The 4,095-nt window shown below is 47.3% G+C and carries 3 protein-coding genes and 1 tRNA gene; 3 read left to right on the top strand and 1 reads right to left on the bottom strand.

Going from position 1 to position 4,095, the window contains the following annotated elements:
* Positions 1-228: 228 nt before the first annotated feature.
* Together J2D75_RS14115 and J2D75_RS14110 are read left to right on the top strand one after the other, a co-directional pair.
* Positions 229-320 (top strand) — tRNA-OTHER (locus tag J2D75_RS14115).
* Positions 278-1,159: a hypothetical protein gene (locus J2D75_RS14110; RefSeq protein ID WP_207855419.1), complete on the top strand. Its 882-nt coding sequence runs from the start codon at positions 278-280 to the stop codon at positions 1,157-1,159. Before J2D75_RS14115 ends, J2D75_RS14110 begins: the two co-directional genes overlap by 43 nt.
* A 332-nt stretch (positions 1,160-1,491) precedes the next feature.
* Here the strand turns inward: J2D75_RS14110 and J2D75_RS14105 are convergent, their stop codons facing one another.
* Positions 1,492-2,460 carry a DUF4917 family protein gene (locus J2D75_RS14105; RefSeq protein WP_207855418.1) on the bottom strand — a complete coding sequence of 323 codons (969 nt, stop codon included), beginning with the start codon at positions 2,458-2,460 and terminating at the stop codon, positions 1,492-1,494.
* A 477-nt stretch (positions 2,461-2,937) separates the two neighbouring features.
* Between J2D75_RS14105 and J2D75_RS14100 the strand changes: the two genes are divergently transcribed.
* Positions 2,938-4,095 (top strand): LA2681 family HEPN domain-containing protein (locus J2D75_RS14100; RefSeq protein WP_207855417.1); only part of this gene is annotated, 1,158 nt, incomplete at its 3' end.

Raw genomic sequence — 4,095 nt, 5'->3', positions numbered from 1 at the left:
GCAGCCCGGTTGCCAGAACCGCCTATCGCGTGAGTAGACAGGCGGCAATCGTCTCCTGCTTACCGATCACTCACTGATAAGCGAACATTTCTCGACATCAGACATCGGTGGCCCCCGGTTTTACCAACCCATTATCGGTTCGATCATTTGCCTGGTTTCATTGATTTTTTAGGAGCAGGTGAATGGGGATGGCTGGACAAACAGCATAGGTACATCTATAAAAACTGAGACGTCGTAGTGTAACGGTAGCACCCCTGCCGATTAGAGGCCAACCAGAATGAAAGCAGGTAGAGCAGGTTCAATTCCTGACGACGTCGCCACCAAATCCACAGACCGCGTCTCGCATCCGCTTACCAATCTCTTGAAGGAAATAGGCGAGGCCGTTGCAAATCTTAACACGCTTGTTGTGGGGCTTGATGCGGTTGAAAGCGGGCATGAGAAACCAGAAAGTCTCGATATTTCCTGGAGTCCAATAGATCGACGCATTGCGGCGCGCAGATCTCGAAAGTTTGTGCTTGAGGCCGTTTTGGTTCGGGTAGCAGAAGCTATCAGTGAATATGTAACTGCACTTAGCAAGTTGCCTCAATTCGCGACTGTCCGTTCGAAATGGGACGGGAATACTTCTGCTTCTGATCGCGTTGCTGACGTGCTCGAATGTTGTCTGGGTAATAAAAATTTCGTTGTTCCGGCAACGGTTCTTCTCGTGCATTGGCGAAACAGAATTGTACACCGTAAGTCTAAGGCAAAACTGGACACGGATCATAAGCGTTTGCTTCAAGAGAGTGACGATGAAATTTCCGATAAATATAAACACCTAAATGTGGACTGCCTTCTTTGTCATTTCGAAGAACAAAGACCGACATTGAAAGACGTATCCTCCCTGATTTCTATGTCTATACGGGCCACTCGCGATTGTGACAAGCATATCCAGATCAACTTAAGTAAAGATGCACTGGATGCATGGCTAACATACTACGATATTTTTCCAATTCTGGCGCGAGTGAAAGCCGAGACCGCACCAGAAAAGCTTGATGCGGCGATACGTCGTGTCTTACGAGCCAATGCTCCTTTACTGCTCGATTCCTACAATACCCACTATTTTCCCTTGGGTGACGCACAAGAGGGTATCACGCAAAGGCTCTCATCCAATGAATCGTAAACAGAAGAGCAAATACAGCGTCAGGAATATCTTGTAGGCTCTTGATGGCTCAGAGTGAGTATGCCGAACTGATGCATCCATTGAGAGAGTCATGTATATGACCGTTCGCTTGTCCGGCTTGACCCGCCTGTCGGTTCAGCGATCGAAGAATAGAGAGGCTCGCCTGTGCCTCACTTTTGTTGTCAAAATAGTTTCAGAGTTCTCTAAAACTAGATATTTGATGTTGTTCTGTTCTTTGGAAGGGCACCCCATAATAAAATCGGTGGGAATTTCAATTTTGGATAAAACGCGGCAAATATCATTTTCTTGCTACAGGCATCTTGGTCATATCGTTAGGCGTCCCAGACCTTGGCGCTCTCACTATCGAAGAACGTATATTCAAGATACGATCCTGTGGTTTTCTGGTGCTTCGACAACAAACCGTCAAATACCTTTATTTTTTCTGGATCTGGCTTGTACACACCAAAATATAGGTGCTTCGCTTTGGAACTAAAGATAGCGCGGTAAATATGAGCGTCGTTGTCGTCAGCACTGTGTCCATATACGAAAATTGAACAGGAATTCCAACGTAAAGTATCATAGCAGTAGCGCAAATAAGCTACGGAATTGATCTTCCGCATTTTCTGCACGCTGGTGCCCTCTGCAACATAGAGCGGCAAGCGACGCTTGTTTATGATGGTATCGGTAATAGTTGCGATTACCCCCACCCCGGTATCAAGTGCCTTTATGACCTCGCCGTCATCGGTCTCAAACAAATGTAGACCACCATGCAAGTTATAGAGATGACAGTACGCACCTTCGGTAAATGGACCAAGGAAATAACCGTCCGATTTTCCAAGACCAAATCCATTCGCAAGTCTGCATTTCTCAAGATTTACCCAATAGAGCAGCAAGTCGTAGTTTAAAGAAAAGACCGTGTAGAAATTAGCAAGAAAATTAGCGCTGCTTGTATATTGGAAACCCAGATCTTGCCTATGGCTAGGATGCGTGGCGTTGACCGCCTTGACTAGTGCCTCTCTAACCATCTGGGCGTCGGACATAATCTCATTGGCGTGTACATAATTCCGGTATCTCTTCTCGACAATTACTGCTCCCTCGAGGGCACGTATCACCGCCTCAAAATCTACCGTCCCTAGCATGTTAAAGATTTCGCGAACCGGACTACCCACGGCAAACCCCGACTGGTCGAGAAGGTTGCGATAGTTAAAGTACTGAGCAGAAAAACCGTTGCCAATCAGTAAAGCTCGTTCCTCGCCTTTAGTTCTTTCCAACGCCTCACCGAAGTCGATCACGTTAGGCATATTTTTCTCCAATCCAGCTTGCATTAGTAATTTATAAGTGTTTATTTATAACTATATCGTGTTACTTCGTATGAAGTGCCAAAAAAGCAAGTTTTACTTGTATACGATAAAGGCTCTCTGGTGAAGAAAGCCTCAACTTTTGCAGCAGTTCCGCCCAATCGTGGGGCATCAGCTTTCTATCTGAGATAGTATAATCTGCATCCAGCAGTATTCCAAGCCATGTGAATGTCGGTTTCTGGTATGTTTTGCCCGAGAACAGACAGACCGCTTTCCCTCAAGTTTCGACATAAGCTCTGAACGCAACAAATTTCTTCTATCCGTCTTTTGGGAACGCCTTGATAGGCGCCATAGCAGCAGAGAAACTCAAAATTATCATGAGGACTTCTCCTCAGCCAGAATCCAGAGAGGCAGCCAAAATTGTCTAATCAGCCCAATCTCGAAGCTCTTAATAAAAGCTGCGAACGCAGCATTACAAAAATGAGTGACGACGAGGCACTCGAACATATCGGTCGGCTGATCGACGATTCCTGTGATGCTGCATTTGAACGCGGTTTGAAGCGTGCATTGTACTTGCTTGATGAGCTTTCAAAGAGGCCGCTCAGCGAAGAAAACGAGGTGTTGACGGAATATTTCCGGGCTAATGCTTGGGCTGCGCGATCGCAGATTGCTAATATTCAGCAATCTTGCTCTTGGGAGAGTGTGGAACTTCAGGAAGAAATGTTGGCGCTCACGCGGGCAGCCAATCACTCTGGATTCACGACGCTCGATAAGGGGCGACGCTGCCAGATACTGACTAATCGCGCCAATCTACTGAATAGGGTTGGCCGCTCGATTGATGCAATAGCCTGCTGGGACGAGGCGCTCCGTATCGATCCGCACTTCGCGATGGCACTTGGTAATCGCGGTTCCGGACTTAGAGATTATGCTGGTATGGTCGACGATGATCGGGAGCGCGCCATTCTGGCGCTCCATGCTTATGAGAGCCTTTGCAAGGCGATGGCGCCGGATGCGGTATATGATACTCCTAATTTTAAGCCCATCGTTACGCAATTTAAAGATATGGTTAATGAATTAGGCAGAGCAGTCAATGTCGATGCTGTGAGAGCAATGCAGAATCTCGATCAGGGTGAACAGGGCCGATCAAAAGTGGAACGCGCTTATCGTCAGTGGTGCCTCGATAAACGGTTGTTTCTTTGCCCATTGAACGATCTCGGACCGTATCTCGCCGCCGCGACCGATGATCTGATGTTACCCGGCATTAGGGAAAGGTTCGACGAGCGGCCAGGTGACTATTCACCGCCTCCGATCATCGGCTTTTTTAGCCAAATGAAACAGGAATACGTCTCGGCGCGCTACATGCTGTTCGAAGGAATGAGTAGCACACGGGTCCATTTCTCCGATCGTGGGGTCACGCTCACTAATACGCTCGATTACCCGCTCTACTCACTTGCGAGCGAGAGAGTGCGCACAGCATTTCGTATTGCATATTCCTTACTCGACAAGATTGCATTTTTGATCGACCGCTATTGGAAATTGGGAAAGGAACCCGCGCATATCAGCTTCAAGAATGTCTGGATGGTCGAAAATAAACAGAGACTGCTCTCGCAATTCGAAGAATCAAATAATTGGCCTCTA

Source organism: Acetobacter suratthaniensis (assembly GCF_017377745.1).
Lineage (GTDB): Bacteria > Pseudomonadota > Alphaproteobacteria > Acetobacterales > Acetobacteraceae > Acetobacter > Acetobacter suratthaniensis.
Note: the sequence above shows the minus strand (reverse complement) of the source record. Positions and strands in the feature narration are given on the sequence as shown.